This is a genomic window from Streptomyces coeruleofuscus (assembly GCF_039532725.1).
GTDB classification, from domain to species: Bacteria; Actinomycetota; Actinomycetes; order Streptomycetales; family Streptomycetaceae; genus Streptomyces; species Streptomyces coeruleofuscus.
Genome location: NZ_BAAASE010000004.1, coordinates 351761 through 368121, shown reverse-complemented (window position 1 = coordinate 368121; position 16361 = coordinate 351761). Strand labels below are relative to the sequence as shown.

15 protein-coding genes are annotated in these 16361 nt (G+C 72.1%); 8 read left to right on the top strand and 7 right to left on the bottom strand.

The features are described 5' to 3' along the window. Window positions 1-10: 10 nt before the first annotated feature. Complete coding sequence (locus ABFX81_RS17080) at window positions 11-2044, bottom strand: DUF255 domain-containing protein (protein ID WP_086842386.1); 2034 nt, start codon at window positions 2042-2044, stop codon at window positions 11-13. Window positions 2045-2283: 239 nt separating this feature from the next. Between ABFX81_RS17080 and ABFX81_RS17075 the strand changes: the two genes are divergently transcribed. Then, window positions 2284-5481, top strand: coding sequence for a tetratricopeptide repeat protein (locus tag ABFX81_RS17075; protein WP_086842384.1), 3198 nt, complete (start codon window positions 2284-2286; stop codon window positions 5479-5481). Window positions 5482-5593: 112 nt separating this feature from the next. Here the strand turns inward: ABFX81_RS17075 and ABFX81_RS17070 are convergent, their stop codons facing one another. Then, a complete protein-coding gene (locus ABFX81_RS17070; protein ID WP_086842382.1) occupies window positions 5594-5863 on the bottom strand; it encodes a hypothetical protein in 270 nt (89 codons plus the stop codon). After that, window positions 5856-6737: a mycothiol conjugate amidase Mca gene (mca, locus tag ABFX81_RS17065; protein ID WP_086842380.1), complete on the bottom strand. Its 882-nt coding sequence runs from the start codon at window positions 6735-6737 to the stop codon at window positions 5856-5858. The genes ABFX81_RS17070 and mca overlap by 8 nt, the downstream gene beginning before the upstream one ends. Window positions 6738-6884: 147 nt before the next feature. Here mca and ABFX81_RS17060 point away from each other — a divergent pair, with 147 nt between their 5' ends. Together ABFX81_RS17060 and greA are read left to right on the top strand one after the other, a co-directional pair. Further along, the gene (locus ABFX81_RS17060) at window positions 6885-7283 is read left to right on the top strand and encodes a DUF4307 domain-containing protein (protein ID WP_086842378.1); all 399 of its coding nucleotides are present in this window, start codon (window positions 6885-6887) and stop codon (window positions 7281-7283) included. 179 nt (window positions 7284-7462) lie between these two features. After that, window positions 7463-7960, top strand: coding sequence for a transcription elongation factor GreA (greA, locus tag ABFX81_RS17055; RefSeq protein ID WP_086842376.1), 498 nt, complete (start codon window positions 7463-7465; stop codon window positions 7958-7960). A gap of 58 nt (window positions 7961-8018) precedes the next feature. On the opposite strand, the gene ABFX81_RS17050 is transcribed toward greA, so the two are convergent. The 3 genes from ABFX81_RS17050 to ilvA all read right to left on the bottom strand — a co-directional run bounded on the left by ABFX81_RS17050 (window position 8019) and on the right by ilvA (window position 11228). After that, window positions 8019-8876, bottom strand: coding sequence for an ABC transporter permease (locus tag ABFX81_RS17050; protein WP_086842374.1), 858 nt, complete (start codon window positions 8874-8876; stop codon window positions 8019-8021). Continuing rightward, entirely contained in the window at window positions 8873-9850 is a 978-nt protein-coding gene (locus tag ABFX81_RS17045; protein ID WP_086842372.1) for an ATP-binding cassette domain-containing protein, read from the bottom strand. The genes ABFX81_RS17050 and ABFX81_RS17045 overlap by 4 nt, the downstream gene beginning before the upstream one ends. A gap of 148 nt (window positions 9851-9998) precedes the next feature. Next, window positions 9999-11228: a threonine ammonia-lyase gene (gene ilvA / locus ABFX81_RS17040; RefSeq protein ID WP_086842370.1), complete on the bottom strand. Its 1230-nt coding sequence runs from the start codon at window positions 11226-11228 to the stop codon at window positions 9999-10001. A 163-nt stretch (window positions 11229-11391) separates the two neighbouring features. Here ilvA and ABFX81_RS17035 point away from each other — a divergent pair, with 163 nt between their 5' ends. From ABFX81_RS17035 to ABFX81_RS17025, 3 genes are all read left to right on the top strand, one after another. Then, the gene (locus ABFX81_RS17035; protein WP_086842368.1) at window positions 11392-11898 is read left to right on the top strand and encodes a MarR family transcriptional regulator; all 507 of its coding nucleotides are present in this window, start codon (window positions 11392-11394) and stop codon (window positions 11896-11898) included. A 335-nt stretch (window positions 11899-12233) separates the two neighbouring features. After that, window positions 12234-12737: a sigma factor-like helix-turn-helix DNA-binding protein gene (locus ABFX81_RS17030; RefSeq protein WP_086842366.1), complete on the top strand. Its 504-nt coding sequence runs from the start codon at window positions 12234-12236 to the stop codon at window positions 12735-12737. A gap of 55 nt (window positions 12738-12792) precedes the next feature. Next, the gene (locus ABFX81_RS17025) at window positions 12793-13044 is read left to right on the top strand and encodes a hypothetical protein (RefSeq protein WP_086842364.1); all 252 of its coding nucleotides are present in this window, start codon (window positions 12793-12795) and stop codon (window positions 13042-13044) included. 13 nt (window positions 13045-13057) lie between these two features. Here the strand turns inward: ABFX81_RS17025 and ABFX81_RS17020 are convergent, their stop codons facing one another. Next, window positions 13058-14212 (bottom strand): cystathionine gamma-synthase, encoded by a 1155-nt coding sequence (locus ABFX81_RS17020; protein ID WP_086842362.1) that lies wholly within the window; start codon window positions 14210-14212, stop codon window positions 13058-13060. A gap of 162 nt (window positions 14213-14374) precedes the next feature. On the opposite strand from ABFX81_RS17020, the gene ABFX81_RS17015 reads away from it, so the two are divergent. Together ABFX81_RS17015 and msrA are read left to right on the top strand one after the other, a co-directional pair. Continuing rightward, the gene (locus ABFX81_RS17015; protein WP_346138276.1) at window positions 14375-15496 is read left to right on the top strand and encodes a hypothetical protein; all 1122 of its coding nucleotides are present in this window, start codon (window positions 14375-14377) and stop codon (window positions 15494-15496) included. 170 nt (window positions 15497-15666) lie between these two features. Then, a complete protein-coding gene (gene msrA / locus ABFX81_RS17010) occupies window positions 15667-16335 on the top strand; it encodes a peptide-methionine (S)-S-oxide reductase MsrA (RefSeq protein ID WP_346138275.1) in 669 nt (222 codons plus the stop codon). The last annotated feature ends 26 nt before the right edge of the window (window positions 16336-16361 follow it).

The following is a 16361-nucleotide window of genomic DNA, read 5'->3' as shown; positions in this document are numbered from 1 at the left end:
ATTCCCGACTTCAGTCGTTCAGAACCGCACGCAACCTCTCAACTTCGGTCGTCGGAGCGTCACATGTGAAGTTACGGCAGACGTACGCGGTCGGTTCACCGCCGACCAGCGGACGGTCCGCGAGCAGCGGAAACTCGTCGCTCTCCGGAGCCCCCACCGCGACGACCGCGCCGGGCGCGGTGCCCAGAAGTGCCGTGCGGTGCAAGGTCCTTGTCCCCTCGTGATCGAGGGACGGCCCCACGATCGCGACCTCACGCGGCCCGTCCAGCGCCGCCTCGGCGGCGGCGAGCCCCCAGCCGATGAAGCGGGGCACGCGCGGCCCGAGCGCCTTGACGACGCCGAGGGCCCGCTCCGCGGCGGTGCGGTGGGGCTCGGACCCGGTGTGCGCGGCGTAGCTCAGCAGGGCGTTCGCCGCCGCGGTCCAGCCGGAGGGGGCGGCGTTGTCGGTCGGGTCCTGCGGGCGCCGGATCAGCCGCTCGGCGTCGGCGGCGGTGTCGAACAGGGCGCCCGACTCCTCGTCGGTGAAGCGGGCCAGGACGTGGTCGAGGAGGAATCCGGCGAACTCCAGCCAGACGCCCTCCCCGGTGACGGACGCCAGCGCGAGGAAGCCCTCCGCCACGTCGGCGTAGTCCTCCAGGACACCGGCGTTGGCGCCGGCGTGGCCGTCCTTGCTGGTGCGGGTGAGGCGGGCCTGCTCGTCGAGGTGCAGCCGCACGAGGAGGTCGGCGGCGGCGAGGGCGGCCTCGACGAGGTCGGGCCGGTCGAAGTAGGCGCCGGTCTCGGCGAGCGCGGCGATCGCCAGCCCGTTCCACGCGGCGACGACCTTGTCGTCCCGGCCGGGGGCGGGACGCTCGGTTCGCGCCGCCAGCAGCCGCTCGCGGATCGAGGCGATCTTCCCGGCGTCGAACAGGCCGTCCTGCTGCGGCAGCTGGAGCACGGACTGGCCGTGTTCGAAGGTGCCCTCCTCGGTCACGCCGAAGTACTGGGCGGCGAGCTCGGCGTCCTGCTCGCCGAGGACCTCGCGCAGTTGCTCGGGCGTCCACACGTAGTACGCGCCCTCGACGTGCTTGCCGGTCCCGTCGTCGCTGTCGGCGTCCAGCGCGGAGGCGAACCCGCCCTCGTTCGTGCGCAGTTCGCGCACCATGAAGTCGGCGGTCTCCAGGGCGACCCGGCGGGCGAGCTCCGAGCCGGTGGCACGCCAGAGGTGGGCGTAGACCCGGCACAGCAGGGCGTTGTCGTACAGCATCTTCTCGAAGTGCGGCACGATCCAGTCGCGGTCGACCGAGTAGCGGGCGAAGCCGCCGCCGAGCTGGTCGTAGATGCCGCCGCGGGCCGTGCGCTCGCAGGTGTCCTGCGCCATCTGGAGGGCGCCCTCGGCACCGGTGCGGGCGTGGTGGCGCAGCAGGAACTCCAGCACCATGGACGGCGGGAACTTCGGCGCCCCGCCGAATCCGCCGCGCTGCGGGTCGTACTCGCGGGTCAGCGCGAGCAGCGCCTGCGCGAGCTCCTGCTCGCCGGGCGTCCGGTCGTCCCCGTAGGAGATCTCCCGCCCGGCCAGGTCCCGGACGATCTTCCCGGCGACCTCGGTGACCTCGTCCCGCCGGTCCTCCCACGCCTGGTGGACGCCCTGGAGCACCTGCCGGAAGGACGGCATGCCCTGGCGCGGGGCGGGCGGGAAGTACGTGCCGAAGTAGAACGGCTCGGCGTCCGGGGTGAGGAAGACGGTCATGGGCCAGCCGCCGTGGCCGGTCGCGGCCTGCACGGCCTCCATGTAGACGGCGTCGACGTCCGGGCGCTCTTCGCGGTCCACCTTCACGCTCACGTAGTGCGCGTTGAGGTAGTCGGCGGTCTGCTGGTCCTCGAAGGACTCGTGTGCCATCACGTGACACCAGTGACAGCTGCTGTAGCCGATGCTGAGCAGCACGGGCACGTTCCGCTTGCGGGCCTCCTCGAAGGCCTCCGCCGACCAGGGCCACCAGTCGACGGGGTTGTCGGCGTGCTGAAGGAGGTAGGGGGACGTCTCGTGCGCCAGTCGGTTCGGCATGGTGTCCATCCTGCCGCAGTACCCCGCCCGGCACGCGTCAGGCGCCGCGCGGGGCGCCGCCCGGGGCGCACGCTCGACGGACGCGCGGCGCCTCAACCCGCCCGTGTCTTCACACAATCGGGCCGGGCACGCCCCCTCGCCCCGATGCGCCGTCGGCAGCACACTTGACCAAGGAAACGACCGAGGGAACGACCGAGGTGACAAGCGAGCACGCCGTTGCCGCCGGAGGGGGACGTCACATGCGGGACAGTCATCGGGCGGATGCCGAGCGGCTGTTGGCACGGGCCGTGGAGGAGGAGGTACGCCGGACGGGCGGGCGCACCGACGGGAAGGTGCTGCTCGCGCGGGCGCGCGGGGCACTCGACGCCATGGCGCAGAGCGCGGCCGAGGAGTACGAGGCGTACACGCGCGCCCTGGACGAGGCGGCGGCCGGGCAGCTCACCTTCGGGCAGCGCTACGCCCGGGAGGGCGCCGGGACACCGCTGCTGGTGGCCGGGGTCGCGGCGGTCGCGGCCGTCGTCGCCGACATGGCCCTGGGCACGGGTACCGGGACGGCGCTGGGCGCGGGCGTGACCGTGGGTGTGGTGGGCGCCGCGGCGACCGTCGTGAAGGTCGTCGGCTCGCATCTGCCGGCGGCCCACCACCGGGCCGGGGCAGTGAGCCAGCCCGGCGGTCCCGAACAGCTGCGGCTCCAGTGGCTGACGGCGCTGGAGGTGCGGGGCATCCGGCCGTTCCTGGACCAGCAGCGGGTGCTCGCCGCCTCCACGGGGCCGAAGAAGACGGGACCGCGGCTGCGGGGCGCCGACAAGAGCGCGGCGGCGCGCGGGCGCAACGTGCTGGAGCAGTCCTTCGCGCAGCTTCCCGAACCGGCGGAGCCGTTCGCGGGGCGGCGGCACGAGCTGGCGCAGATCCGGCAGTGGGTGCAGGCGGCGCGGGCGAGCACGGCGACCCAGCCGACGGTGGTCGTCCTGCACGGCACGCCCGGCAGCGGCCGTACGACCCTCGCGGTGCAGGCCACGCACGATCTGAAGGACTACTTCCGCGGTGCCTGCGTCGTCGACCTGCGCTCCGACGGCCCGGGCGAATCGCCGCTGTCCACCCGCGACGCCCTGCTGCATCTGCTCAACCGGCTCGGCGCGCCCCGCGAGCAATTGCTGTTCCGTGAGCGCTCCTCCCCCGACCAGCAGGTCAAGCGGCTGAGCGAGCTGTACCACCAGCATCTGACCGGGCTGCCGGTCACGGTCGTCCTGGACGACGCCTCGGACGCCGAGCAGGTCCGCGCCCTGGTCCCGGAGCGGTCCGACAGTCTGGTGCTGGTGACCGCGCGCAAACCCCTGGAGCCGGCGGAGCTGTCCGCGCGGGTGCACCAGCTCGCAGTGGAGCCGCTGGACGCCGCCGGTGCGGAGGAACTGCTGGGCGCGGCGGCGCAGGACCGTTCCGGTCCCTACGACGCCGAGTCCGCCGACCGGGTCCGGGAGCTGTGCGGCGGGCTGCCGCTGGCGCTGCGCATCGCCGGCTCGTGTCTCGGCCCGCGCTCGCCGCGCGCGCTGGCCACGGACCTCGGCGCCTACGGTCCGGTCGAGCCGGTCGAGCGCGCCCTGTGGCTGCGCTACACCGACCAGCCGGAGTCCGTACGGCGGCTGCTGCGCCGCCTGGCCCTGGCAGGCCGGGCCTCGCTGGGCGCCGCCGCGGCCGCCGCGCTGCTGGCCACCGACGAGGCCGAGGCGAAACGCCACCTCCAGGCCCTGACCCGGGCGGGCCTGATCGACCACGTCCGGGGCGACCGCTACCGGCTGCACGACCTGGTCCGCGCCTTCGCCCAGGCCCGGCTCCTCGACGAGGAGGAACCGGCCGAGCGCACGGCGGCGCAGGAGCGGCTGATCGTGAACTACGCCGAGCTGGCCGACTCGGTGCTGCGCATGGTCGACGGCAACATGTCGACCCGCACGAACCGCTTCAGCCCGTACGGGTTCACCTCCCTCGACGAGGCGCTGCGCTGGCTGGACGACGAGTCGAGCTTCATCACCGCGGCACTGCGGCACGCCGAGGGCGTGAACCAGGCGGCGGTGCTGAACCTCCTGGGCGCCCTGTGCGACTACTGCCTGCTGCGCGGCGACCTCTACCGCCTGGGCGAGATCAGCGAGCTGGCCCAGGCGGTGGACGAGGGCCTGCTGGTCCGCTCGGTGCAGTGGCGCACCGGCATCGCGGCACGGCAGCTCGGCGAACTGGACAAGGCCCGTACGACCCTCGCCTCGGTCGTCGACCTGTACCGGGAGGCCCACCACGACGCGGGCGCCGCCCGGGCCCTGTGCTCCCTCGGCATCACCCTGCACCACCAGGGCAATCTGACGGAGGCGTCGGCGAAGCTCCGCGAGGCCATGGCCCTCCAGTCCTCCCCCGAGCTGGCGACGGACCGGGCGTGGACGATGCACGCCCTGGCGGCCGTGGAGCGGGATCGCGCCCGCTTGGCCGAGGCGCTGGAGCTGCTCACCGAGTCGCTGGTACTGCACCGCGCCGGCGAGTCCGTGCACGGCCAGGCGTGGGCCCACTTCCAGCTCGGCCAGCTCGGCCTGCGCATGGGAGACGTCCCGCGCGCCGAGTCCGAGCTGCGCGCGGCCCTGGAGCTGTACGGCCGCACCCGCGACGCCCGCGGCGAGGCCTGGGCCCTGACCCAGCTGGCCCGCGCACTGCTGGTCGCCGGTGACGCGTCCCCGGCCGTGGAGGAACTGCGCGGGGCGGCCGCCCGGCACCGCGACAACGAGGACGCGCGGGGCGAGGCGTGGACCCTCTACTACCTGGGCCAGGCCCTGGAGGAGACGGGCAACCTGGACCAGGCGGTCCGCGAACTGGAACGCTCGCGCACGATGTTCTCCCGCATGCGGGACGTCTACGGCCTGGCGTGCGCCCGCCACCACTCGGCGCGCGTCACCCGCGACCAGCGCGCGGCCCAGACGGGCTCACTGCGCAACTCGGGCTTCGCCCGCCAGCTCCTGGTGGACGCCCGCGCCGACTTCCAGCGCATCGGCGTCGCCCACGGCGAGGCGTGGACCTGCCTGGAGCTGGCGGTCGTGGACGCGGGCAACGCCCGGACCCAGCAGGCCCTGGCGCTGTGCGACGAGGCGGCGGCCCTCTTCACGTCGTACGGCGACCGCCGGGGCGAGGACTGGGCCCGTTTCCTGCGCTGCACGCTCCTGCCGTACGCGGCGCCCGGCGGTATGGAGGTCGGCACGGCCGTGGCCCAGGAGGAACTGGCCCGGCTGTCCCGCGCGAGCCACCCGCTGCGCGACCAGAAGCTGGACGACTATCTCGACGCGTACGCCTTGCTGCTGGAGCGCGGCGTGACCCTGGAGGCCGGCTGGCAGGCCTGGCGCCTGGGCATGGTGCCGAACCGGCATGCGCGGGAGGTGATGGGGGTGCCCGTGGAGTCGGGGACCTAGGGTGTCCGCACAGTCCCGCCCGCCCCGCGACGCCCGGCACGCGGCACCCGTCGGCGGCGAACGGCCACCGACGGGTGTCCCCCGGGGAGAGACGGCCGCCCCGGAAGGGGCGTCAGCCCTGCTTCTGCTTGCCCTGGCCGGAGGTCTCCGTGTCCGCGGTCTCCGGCTCGGCCTGCTCGGCCTCGGGGTCCGGGGCCTGGGTGAAGTCGACCTTGTTCATGTGGCGGCTCATCGACTTCATCAGGGCCCACACCGCCAGGGCCATCGCCGCGAAGACGATGAAGCCGAGGACGCCGGGGGTGACCTTGTCCTCGTCGACCTCCTTGGCGAAGGAGACGAGGTGCGTCATTGCCAGGCTTGCGCTTGCGCTCATGTCAGGCATTGTCGCGGACGCCCGCGAAGAGGTCGTCCTCGGGGAGGGAGGTATCGACGAGGGACTTCGCCAGCTCGTACTCCTCCGTCGGCCAGACCTCCTTCTGGATGTCCATCGGGACCTTGAACCAGCCGCCGTCGGGGTCGATCTGCGTGGCGTGCGCGATCAGCGCCTTGTCGCGGATCTCGTAGAAGTCGCCGCAGGGAACGTGCGTGGTGAGCGTGCGCTCCTTCATGCCGAACTCCTCCCAGCGCTTGAGCCAGTCCCCGTAGGGCGACTCCATGCCCCGGTCGAGCATCGCCTGGTGCAGCGCCTCGGTGCGGGGGCGGTTGAAGCCCTGGTTGTAGTAGAGCTTCTGCGGCTGGTACGCGGGGCCGTACTCGGCCTCCGGGTACTTCTCGGTGTCCGCCGCCCCCTCGAACGCCACCATCGAGATCTTGTGGGTCATGATGTGGTCGGGGTGCGGGTAGCCGCCGTTCTCGTCGTAGGTGGTGATCACCTGGGGACGGAAGGCACGGATCTTGCGCACCAGCTCACCGGCGGCGTGGTCGACGTCCTCCAGGGCGAAGCAGCCCTCCGGCAGCGGCGGCAGCGGGTCGCCCTCGGGCAGGCCCGAGTCGACGAAACCGAGCCACTCCTGCTTGACGCCCAGGATCTCCCGGGCCTCGTCCATCTCCTTCTTGCGTACCTCGTGGATGTGCTCCTCGACGTACTTGTCCCCCTGGAGCTTCGGATTGAGGATGGAACCGCGTTCCCCGCCCGTGCAGGTCACGACCAGCACGTCCACCCCCTCGGACACGTACTTGGCCATGGTCGCCGCGCCCTTGCTCGACTCGTCGTCGGGGTGGGCATGAACGGCCATCAGTCGCAACTGGTCAGTCAAGACTCAATCCTCAGTAAGTCGGCGCCCTGTGTGCCTCGGCGCAATCAGCGGCTTCTATAGTGACCGAAACGGGGGGCGAATAATTCCGGGACCGGGTCCCGGGCCCCCTCGCGGGACGTTCGTCCCGGCCCTGCCTGGAGGACGATCATGAGTACGGCGAGCACGCGACTGCCCGAGGGCCGTTACGGCCGTTCCTCGGACGAGCACGCCGACCGCACGCTCAAGTCCGTCGGCGCCGCCCTCGCGGCGGCGCTGCTGGGGCTCGTCGGCTGGTTCGGCTACCACTACGTCGCCCAGAGCGAGATCAGCGCCGAGGTGATCAGCTTCGAGCCGGGCAAGGAGTCCGTGCAGGTGCACCTGGAGGTCCGCAAGGACGCCGGCACCGACGGCTACTGCACCGTGCGCTCGCAGGCCGAGAACGGTGCCGAGGTCGGCCGGGCCGATTTCCGCTTCGACGGGGACGCCACCCGCATCGACAAGGTCGTCACGCTCCGTACGACCTCCCCGGGGACGACGGCCGAGCTGCTGGGCTGCCACACCGGCTGAGACCCCGCCGGGGTCACCTGCAATCCGTAGCGCCTGACCTGCGCTGACGTGAATCTGGTGGCTTATGTCCTCCCCCTTCCGGCCCTGAATTGTTAGGCTCGTGGTTTCGCCCATCCGTGAAGGAACATGCTTCTGGGTAGGGCGATGCTTTGTATTCCCAGTACCTACGAGGAGCACCTGTGACCCAGACCAGCGAGAACGTCACCTGGCTGACCCAGGAGGCGTACAACAAGCTCAAGGCTGAGCTTGAGTACCTTACTGGTCCCGCGCGGGCGGAGATCTCCGCGAAGATCGCCGCGGCGCGCGAGGAGGGCGACCTGCGTGAGAACGGCGGGTACCACGCAGCCAAGGAGGAGCAGGGCAAGCAGGAACTCCGTGTGCGCCAGCTCACCCAGCTCCTCGAGAGCGCCAAGGTCGGCGAAGCGCCCGCGGCGGACGGTGCCGTGGCGCCCGGCATGGTCGTCACGATCGCGTTCGACGGTGACGAGGACGACACGCTGACGTTCCTGCTCGCCTCGCGCGAGTACGCGAGCGCCGACATCGAGACGTACTCCCCGCAGTCCCCGCTGGGCACGGGCGTGATCGGCCACAAGGTCGGCGAGGACGCGCAGTACGAGCTCCCGAACGGCAAGAAGGCCTCGGTGAAGATCCTCAAGGCCGAGCCGTACGAGGGCTGAACCACCACGACCGGCAGCGTGACCTGCCCCCGGCGTCCTCGCGGCGCCGGGGGCATCGTCATGCCGTCGCGGACCGGTACTTGCGCACCGCCAGCGTCCGGAAGACGACCAGGATCAGGATCGAGTAGATCAGCGAGGCCCAGACGGGGTGCTGCATGGGCCAGGCGTCCGACTGCGACTGGCCCGGGTTGGCGAACAGCACGCGGCAGGCCTGGACCGTGGCGCTGAAGGGGTTCCACTCGGCGATGTGGCGCAGCCACGGGGTCATGTGGCTGGTGTCCACGAACGCGTTCGAGATGAACGTGACCGGGAAGAGCCAGATCAGCCCGCTGGACGTGGCCGCCTCCGGGGTCCGGACGGACATGCCGATCAGGGCGCCGATCCAGGTGAACGCGTAGCCGAGCAGGAGCAGCAGGCCGAAGGCCCCGAGCACCTTGCCGAAGTTGGTGTCACCGTCCGACCCGACGCGCCAGCCGACCAGGAGGGCGACCACCGCGAGGACGACCAGGGTGAGGGCCGTCTGCACGGAGTCGGCGAGCGTGCGCCCGGTGAGGACCGCGCCGCGTGCCATGGGCAGGGAGCGGAAGCGGTCGATGAGGCCCTTGTGCATGTCGTCGGCGATACCGGCGCCGGAGCTGGCGGTGGCGAACGTGACGGTCTGCGCGAAGATGCCCGCCATCAGGAAGTTCTTGTAGTCGACGGCGCTGGTGCTGCCGCCGATCTGCATGGAACCGCCGAAGACGTAGGTGAACAGCACGACGAACATGATCGGCTGGATCAGCCCGTAGATGATCATCTCCGGGATCCGGGACATGCGGATCAGGTTGCGTTTCGCGACGACCATCGAGTCGCGGATGGACTGGCTGACCGGGTTCGCGGCCGGCGCGACCCGCACGGTGTCGGTGACGGCGCTCACTTCGCGGCCTCCTTGTCGTTCTCCTCGTTCTTCGCCTCGGCCACGTGTCCCGTCAGCGACAGGAAGACGTCGTCGAGGGTCGGCCGGCGCAGGCCGATGTCGTCGATCTCGATGCCCCGGGTGTCCAGTTCGCGGATGACCTCGGCGAGGAGCTTGGCGCCGCCGGTCACGGGCGCGGTGAGCTTGCGCATGTGCTCCTCGACCGTGGTGTCGCCCTTGCCGAACCCGGCGAGCACCTCGGCGGCGGCCTGGATGTGCTCGCGCTCGTGCACCACGACCTCGACGCGCTCGCCCCCGGTGCGGGCCTTGAGCTGGTCGGCGGTGCCCTTGGCGATGACCCGGCCGTGGTCGACCACCGCGATGTCGTGCGCCAGGTGGTCGGCCTCTTCGAGGTACTGCGTGGTCAGCAGCAGCGTCGTGCCGCCGGAGACCAGTTGCTTGATGACCTCCCACAGCTGCTGGCGGTTGCGGGGGTCGAGGCCGGTCGTCGGCTCGTCCATGAACATCACGGGCGGCGAGACGACGAGGGCCGCCGCGAGGTCGAGCCGGCGGCGCATGCCTCCCGAGTAGGTCTTCGTGGGGCGGTCGGCCGCGTCCGTGAGGTGGAACTGCTCCAGCAGCTCGGCCGCGCGCTTCTTCGCCGCCTTGGCCCTCATCTGGTAGAGCTGGCCGACCATCTGGAGGTTCTCGCGGCCGGTCAGGTACTCGTCGACGGCCGCGAACTGGCCGGACAGGCCGATGGAGCGGCGGACGGCGTCGGGCTGTTCGAGCACGTCGATGCCCGCGACGACCGCCCGTCCGCTGTCGGGGCGCAGCAGGGTGGTCAGGCAGCGGACGGTGGTCGTCTTGCCCGCGCCGTTCGGCCCGAGCAGGCCCAGGACAGTGCCCTCGGGCACGTCGAGGTCGACGCCGTCCAAGGCCTTTACGTCACCGAAGGTCTTGACGAGCCCTTCGGCATAGATGGCGCCTGGCATATGAGTCTCCACGTCTTCGGGGATCACCGGACAGGTGAGTCACGCTTCGCACGAACACACCATAACGCGATGTATCGCGTCTCACAACGAGGATTTCCGCGTTGCGCTCCGTACGACGAATGGATCTTGAACCCGGCTCCGGAGGCGGTCAGCCCATGACCGTGTAACCCGCCTCGCGCAGCGCCTGGCTCACCTCGGCGCAGTGCGCCGGGCCCTTCGTCTCCAGGTGCAGCTCGACCTCCGCCTCCGTGAGCCCGAGCCGTGGGTCGGTTCGTACATGGCTCACATCGAGGACGTTAGCGTCGACCACTGACAACACGCCCAGAAGTGTGGCAAGAGCGCCGGGCCGGTCCGTCAGCCGCAGCCGGACGGCCAGGTAGCGGCCCTGCGCGGCCATGCCGTGCCGCAGCACCCGCTGCATCAGCACCGGGTCGACGTTGCCGCCGGACAGCACCGCGACGACCGGCCCCTCGAAGGAGCCGGGCCGGCTCAGCAGCGCCGCGACCGGGCTCGCCCCGGCCGGCTCCACGACCAGCTTGGCCCGCTCCAGGCACAGCAGCAGCGCGGCGGACAGCTCGTCCTCGCTGACCGTCCGCACCTCGTCGACCAGCTTGCCGACGATCCCGAACGGCACGTCGCCGGGCCGCCCGACCTTGATGCCGTCGGCCATCGTCGCCGGATTCCCGACCGAGACGGGCCGGCCCGCCGCCAGCGAGGGCGGATAGGCCGCCGCACCCTCCGCCTGGACGCCGATGATCTTCAGGTCGGGCCGCAGGGCCTTCACCGACACCGCGATCCCGGCGGCCAGCCCGCCGCCGCCGATGCCGACGACGATCGTGCGCGCCTCGGGGCACTGCTCCAGGATCTCCAGGCCGACCGTGCCCTGGCCCGCGATGACGTCGGGGTGGTCGAAGGGGTGGATGAACACCGCGCCCGTCTCGGCCGCGTACTCCTGCGCTGCGGCCAGCGTCTCGTCGACCACCTGGCCGTGCAGCCGCACCTCGGCCCCGTAGTCCCGGGTGGCGCTGACCTTGGGCAGCGGGGCGCCCTTCGGCATGAACACCGTGGAGCGCACGCCGAGCAGCGCGGACGCCAGGGCGACGCCCTGCGCGTGGTTGCCGGCGCTCGCGGCGACGACACCGGCGGCGCGCTCCTCGGGCAGCAGGCCCGCGATCCGGACGTAGGCGCCGCGCAGCTTGAACGAACCCGTCCGCTGGAGGTTCTCGCACTTGAGGTGCACCGGCGCGCCGACCATCTGGGACAGGTGCCTGCTGCCCTCCAGCGCGGTCACCCGTGCCACGCCCGAGAGCATCTTCTGGGCGCCGCGCACGTCGTCGAGGGTGACGGGCAGCAAGGAGTCAGCCGTGCTGTAGCTCATGACTCCAGCATCGCAGTTCACGAGCGGGAACGGCCGTTGTGACCAACCTCCGAGACCCGCTTTGCGCAGCCCCGGTACGGCCCGCGCCCCGGCCGCGTACCCTGTCCCCCAATCAGCCAGCCCTCCACGAAGTGAGCCCCCGGCCATGCCCACAACACCTGAAATGTCGATGGACATGACGACCGTCGGTGACACCGGTCTTCTCGACACCCTCCAGCACGAGGTGGCGGTGTTCGCCCGCCGTGCCGAACAGACGCGGCTCGGCGGGGTCGGGCAGGTGCGCAACTCCATGGACCGCGCCGCGTACCTGCTGCTCAACCGTCTCGACAAGGAAGGCCCGATGGGCGTCAAGGCGCTCGCCGCGAGCATGGGGATCGACTCCTCGACGGTCACCCGGCAGGTGGCTCCGCTCGTCGACACCGGCCTCGTCAAGCGCACGTCGCACCCCGAGGACGGGCGTGCGGTGGTGCTCCAGCTGTCCCCGCGCGGGCAGGCGCGGCTGGAGGAAGTGCGCTCGTCCCGGCGGCAGTTGATGGCCGAGCTGACCGAGGACTGGCAGCCGGAGGAGCGCGAGGCGTTCTGCTCGCTGCTCACGCGCTTCAACAGCGCGCTGTCCGCCCGGATGGCGGTGTCGGGGCTGCCGGGGCCGGAGGCGCAGTCGCCGTCATAAGAGTCGTGCGGCATGAGGGGCGCACGACATGAGGGACGCATGACGCGCCGTTCGCTCTCCGGAGGCGCCCGTACGACGCGTGCCCGCCACGCGCGCGTGGACGAGGGAGGGGCGGGCTGAGCTCGTGTGGTGGTGGCCGGCCCGGCCCGGGCGGAGGCCTCTGACCGTGGCGCCGCCCGCGCCGCCGGGGCATCCGCCGACCCGAGCCGGTGCGCGGCTCTTGACCGCGGGGCAGCCCCTGGCCTGATATGAGACCGGGTCCCCGTCGTACGCGGCCGTCACGCCCGTACCCGGCCGGGCCCGCATCTTCGGGTCGCCGTCGGGCGGGAGGCGCGGTGCGACAACGGCATGCGTCCCAGGCGACCCGGCGAGACCGGGAGTTCGAGGCGTTCGTCGCGGGCGCGGCCGGGCGGCTGCTGCACGCCGCGACCCTGCTCACCGCCGAGGCCCCGGACGACAACCCCCGCGCGCGACGCCTGCTGACCCTGTCGCTGGCGCACACGTACGCGTGCTGGGACCGGCTGCGCGGCGAGGATCCGTACGACCGCACGCGGCAGTACCTGGCCACCCGCTTCGCACGCGGCGCGTGGCACCACCACGGCGGTCTCGGCCGCTCCCGGCCGCACCCGGCGAGTCCCCTGGCCCCGCTCACCCCGCAGGAGCGGCTGATCCTGGTGCTCAGGCTCTACGAAGGCGTCGCCGAGGGGCAGACGGCGGCCCTGCTCGGCCTGTCCGCGGAGCGGGTACGGGCCATCTGCCACCGGGCGACGACGACCCTCCTGCACCGTGCGCGGGGACCGGCACCGGCGGCGACGGCTCCCAAGGCGGTGCCGTCATGAGCCCAGCGGAGCGGAAACCTCTCGGCGAGCGCCCTCCCGGCGAACGGAGGCGGGTATGAGCGGGAAGAACCGCGAGGCGGCCGCTCGGCGGCTGCTGGAGCAGGCGCCGTCGCGGTCCGTGCCGCCCGAGATCCACGCGGAGGCGGTGCGCCGGGGCGCCCGGATGCTGCGGCGCAGGACGGTCGCGCGGCGCCTGGTGTGGCTGCTGATGTTCGCGGCGGCCGTGGCGTTCGCGGTGTGGGCGCTGACGGCCCGCCCGTGGGTGGAGCCGCCGTCGGACACGACTCCACCCCTCACCAACTGGTGACCCCGCCGGTTCTCTAGCCGAGCGCCTGCTGGAGGTCTTCCAGCAGATCGTCGGCGTTCTCGATGCCGACGGACAGCCGCACCAGGTCGCCGGGCACCTCCAGGAGCGAACCGGCCACGGAGGCGTGCGTCATCCGGCCGGGGTGCTCGATCAGCGACTCGACGCCGCCCAGGGACTCGCCCAGCGTGAACACCTTGGCGCGGTTGCAGACCTCGACGGCCGCCTCCTCGCCGCCCGTCACGCGGAAGGAGACCATGCCGCCGAACGACTTCATCTGCTTGGCGGCGACCTCGTGACCGGGGTGCTCCGGCAGGCCCGGGTACAGGACGCTCGTCACGCGCGCGTGCCGGGTGAGCATGTCGGCGAGCTTGGCGGCGTTCTCACTGTGCCGGTCCATGCGCACCGCGAGCGTCTTGGTGCCGCGCAGCACCAGCCAGGAGTCGAAGGGCCCGGCGACCGCGCCCATCGCGTTCTGGTGGAAGGCCAGCTCCTCGCCCAGGTCCGGGTCGTCCGTGATCAGCGCGCCGCCGACGACGTCCGAGTGGCCGCCCATGTACTTGGTCAGCGAGTGCACGACGACGTCCGCGCCGAGCGAGAGCGGCTGCTGGAGGTAGGGCGTGGCGAAGGTGTTGTCGACGACGAGGCGGGCGCCCGCGTCGCGGGTGACCTGAGCGACGGCGGCGATGTCCGTGATGCCGAGGAGCGGGTTGGAGGGGGTCTCCACCCAGACGACCTTGGTCTTCGGGGTGATGGCGGCCCGTACGGCGGCCGGGTCGCTGGTGTCGGCGACCGACCACTCCACGCCCCAGCGGGCGACGACCTTGGCGAACAGGCGGAACGTGCCGCCGTAGGCGTCGTTGGGGATGACCACGTGGTCGCCGGGGCTGAGCAGCGTGCGCAGCAGGCAGTCCTCGGCCGCCAGCCCGGACGCGAACGCGAGACCGCGGCGGCCGCCCTCCAGGGCGGCGAGGTTCTCCTCCAGCGCCGTCCTGGTCGGGTTGGCGCTGCGGCTGTACTCGTAACCGCCGCGCAGGCCGCCGACGCCGTCCTGCTTGTAGGTCGACACCTGGTAGATCGGCGGGACGACCGCGCCGGTCAGGGGGTCGGCGGTGTTGCCCGCGTGAATCGCGAGCGTCTCGAAGTGCTGACTGATATGCCTGTCGCTCATGGGCACCGAGGGTAATGCGCCGACGCGTTGAGCGCCGGACGGCGAGGCGGCGGGCCCCGGAGCCGGGTTTTCCACAGGGTGGCGGGTGCGGCTCGGCCGGGTTTTCCACAGGTTCGGGGACCAGGTTGGCCAATTGTCGGCGCGGTCTGGTTCGCTTGTTGCATGGAGATTCTCTGGGTCCTGATCGCGCTGGTCATGCTGGGCTTCGTGCTGCTCCCCTTCCTGCGGCGCAGGCGCGGGGCCGCGATCGGGCTGGTCTCGCCCGACCACCCGGACGCCGCGGACCCGGCGAACTACGGCTTCGTCCGCGAGGAGGAGCTGGACATCCGTATGCCCGGCCCCGACCAGGACCTGCTGGACGTCCTGGACGTGGTGCAGCGCACGCAGGACTACCGCGCGGCGCAGCAGCTCCTCGCGGGCACGGAGGCGGAGGGCGAGCAGCGCTGGCAGCGTGTGCAGGCCTTCGCGGGTGCGGCCTCGCTGGAGCTCTCTCAGCGGCCCGGCGGGGTGGGCGAGGCGCCGGGCGGGCAGTGGCTGCGGGTGTGGCGGGCCGAGGCGCCCAAGGACGCGGGCGGGGCCGCGGTGCACGCCGAGTTCCTGGTGCAGCAGGCGTGGCGTACGGCGACGCCCGGGACGGACGAGTTCCGGATCATCATGGAGGAGGCGAAGGCGGCGTGCGGCGAGGCGGCGCTGCTGGCCCCCGGGGACCCGATCCCGTACATCGTCGAGCTGTCGGTGGCCCGCGGGCTGGGCTACTCCCAGAAGGAGTTCGAGCAGGTCTGGCTGAGGATCCTGGACCGGGCCCCGGCCCACATGGGCGCGCACCTGGCCGCGCTGCACTACTGGTGCGAGAAGTGGCACGGCTCCCGTGCGCTGGCGTACGAGTTCGCGGAGGCCGCGGCGGCCCGCGCGCCCAAGGGCTCCCTCCTGGCGGCGATGCCCCTCTTCGCGGTGTTCGAGCACCTCCCCGAGGTGACCCTGGTCAGCAGCTTCTGGCAGACCGAGGTCGTCTCCAAGGCGGTCCACGGCGCGCTGCACGCGGTGCACTCGGCCCGCCCCGACGACCCGATGCTGGCGCACGTGCGGCACATGCTGGTCTTCTTCCTGGTCCGCAGCGAGCGCTGGTCGGAGGCCATGAACCAGCTGGTGCACATCGACGGCCACGTCGGCGCCCTGCCCTGGACCCTGTCCGCCGACCCGGCGGCGGAGTTCGCGGTGTACCGGGCCCTGGCGGTGGCAGGCTACGAGGCGAACGGCGGCAGCCCGGCGAGCCTGCCCCACTGAGACGCGGCCGGGGCGCGCTGAGACCCGGCTCGGCGCGCACCAGGACACCCACTCCGGCCGCGCCGGCAACGCGACTCCGACCGCGTGGGGCCCCCGCCGGAATTCCCTCCGGCCCCGACACGTTGGACATGGCGTCGCCCCGCGTGGGTGTCGCGCCGATTGGAGACCGCATGTTCCTGCACAGCCGTACGCCCCAGCTGCCGACCCCCGAGCAGGCGTTGCCCGGCCGCTCGGAGCCGGCGTTCACGGTCCCCGACCGCCACACCGTCCTCGGCAACCCGCTGCTCGGCCCCTACCCGGAGGGTCTGGAGACCGCCGACTTCGGCCTGGGCTGCTTCTGGGGCGCCGAGCGCAAGTTCTGGCAGCTCCCGGCAGGGGTGTGGACGACCCTGGTCGGCTACCAGGGCGGTTACACGGAGAACCCCACATACGAGGAGGTCTGCTCGGGCCTGACGGGTCACACGGAGGTCGTCCGCGTGGTCTACGACCCGGAGCTGATCTCGTACGAGAGCCTCCTGAAGACGTTCTGGGAGTCCCACGACCCCACGCAGGGCTTCCGCCAGGGCAACGACGCGGGCACGCAGTACCGCTCGGCGGTCTACACCCACACCCCCGAGCAGGCGGCCGCCGCCAAGTCCTCCCGCGAGTCCTACCAGAAGGTCCTCGCCTCCTCCGGCTACGGCGACATCACCACGGAGATCGTCCCGGCGGAGGGCCGCCCGTTCTACCCGGCGGAGGGCTACCACCAGCAGTACCTGGACAAGAACCCGGCGGGATACTGCGGCATCGGCGGTACGGGCGTGTCCTGCCCGATCGGCGTGGCCAAGGCCGACGGCTGAGCGCCGGCCACGGACACGCGCCACAG

Coding starts and splice junctions, on each gene's coding strand:
- ABFX81_RS17035 (WP_086842368.1), top strand. CDS start 11,392: ATGTCGATGGACATGACGACCGTCGGTGACACCGGTCTTCTCGACACC.
- ABFX81_RS17045 (WP_086842372.1), bottom strand. CDS start 9,850: ATGCCAGGCGCCATCTATGCCGAAGGGCTCGTCAAGACCTTCGGTGAC.
- ilvA (WP_086842370.1), bottom strand. CDS start 11,228: ATGAGCTACAGCACGGCTGACTCCTTGCTGCCCGTCACCCTCGACGAC.
- ABFX81_RS17080 (WP_086842386.1), bottom strand. CDS start 2,044: ATGCCGAACCGACTGGCGCACGAGACGTCCCCCTACCTCCTTCAGCAC.
- ABFX81_RS17060 (WP_086842378.1), top strand. CDS start 6,885: ATGAGTACGGCGAGCACGCGACTGCCCGAGGGCCGTTACGGCCGTTCC.
- ABFX81_RS17075 (WP_086842384.1), top strand. CDS start 2,284: ATGCGGGACAGTCATCGGGCGGATGCCGAGCGGCTGTTGGCACGGGCC.
- ABFX81_RS17025 (WP_086842364.1), top strand. CDS start 12,793: ATGAGCGGGAAGAACCGCGAGGCGGCCGCTCGGCGGCTGCTGGAGCAG.
- ABFX81_RS17015 (WP_346138276.1), top strand. CDS start 14,375: ATGGAGATTCTCTGGGTCCTGATCGCGCTGGTCATGCTGGGCTTCGTG.
- ABFX81_RS17070 (WP_086842382.1), bottom strand. CDS start 5,863: ATGCCTGACATGAGCGCAAGCGCAAGCCTGGCAATGACGCACCTCGTC.
- ABFX81_RS17020 (WP_086842362.1), bottom strand. CDS start 14,212: ATGAGCGACAGGCATATCAGTCAGCACTTCGAGACGCTCGCGATTCAC.
- msrA (WP_346138275.1), top strand. CDS start 15,667: ATGTTCCTGCACAGCCGTACGCCCCAGCTGCCGACCCCCGAGCAGGCG.